The 591-nt window shown below is 66.5% G+C and carries 1 pseudogene; it reads right to left on the bottom strand.

The features are described 5' to 3' along the window. A pseudogene (locus EN925_RS38745) lies at nucleotides 1-591 on the bottom strand (alanine racemase); the annotation flags it as partial.

Below are 591 nucleotides of genomic sequence, written 5' to 3'. Positions count from 1 at the left end.
CCCCGGTTCGGCGGAGATCGACACCATCTTGCGGCCGGAAAAATCCTCGACGTCGTGCATCGGGGCCTTCTCGACATATTCCGAGGTCATTGCCAAAAGCATGGCGCCATAGCTCATGCGGAAGGCGACGCGGTCGCCGACGGCCAGCGGCGGGTCGGCATCGGCGACGTCCAAAAGCAGATGGTCGCTGGAGGCGCCCAGCACCCGGATCCCCCTGGCAATCGGCGTCAGCCCCTCGACCAGCACGTCCTCGCGGCCGATATTGGCGATGGCGCGCAGCCTGTCGCCTTCGTCGGGGAAGACCGGCTGGTTGCCGAAGGCGTCGTAGCCCGATTGGCCGATCGGCCGTGACGGCTTGAGCTTGACCTCGATGATGTCGCTGGTCAGCCGGCAGGCATCGGGCTCGAGCTCGGCCCATGGCACATCGCGGAAGGTTTCGACGCCACCTTGCAGGATCGCCTCGCCGACGCGCAGATTGTTGATGCCGGCCGGAAGCCTGCCTTCGAGCAGCAGCGGCAGCGACGACGAGGCGCCGCCGGAAATCACGTCGAGGCTTTTGCCGGACAGGCGCTCGGTCTTGTAGGCATGGGC

Origin of the sequence: Mesorhizobium sp. M7A.F.Ca.US.006.04.2.1 (assembly GCF_004022915.1) — a bacterium.
Classification (GTDB): Bacteria; Pseudomonadota; Alphaproteobacteria; order Rhizobiales; family Rhizobiaceae; genus Mesorhizobium; species Mesorhizobium ciceri.
The sequence above is the reverse complement of the archived record's forward strand: the minus strand, read 5'-3'. Positions and strand labels throughout refer to the sequence as shown.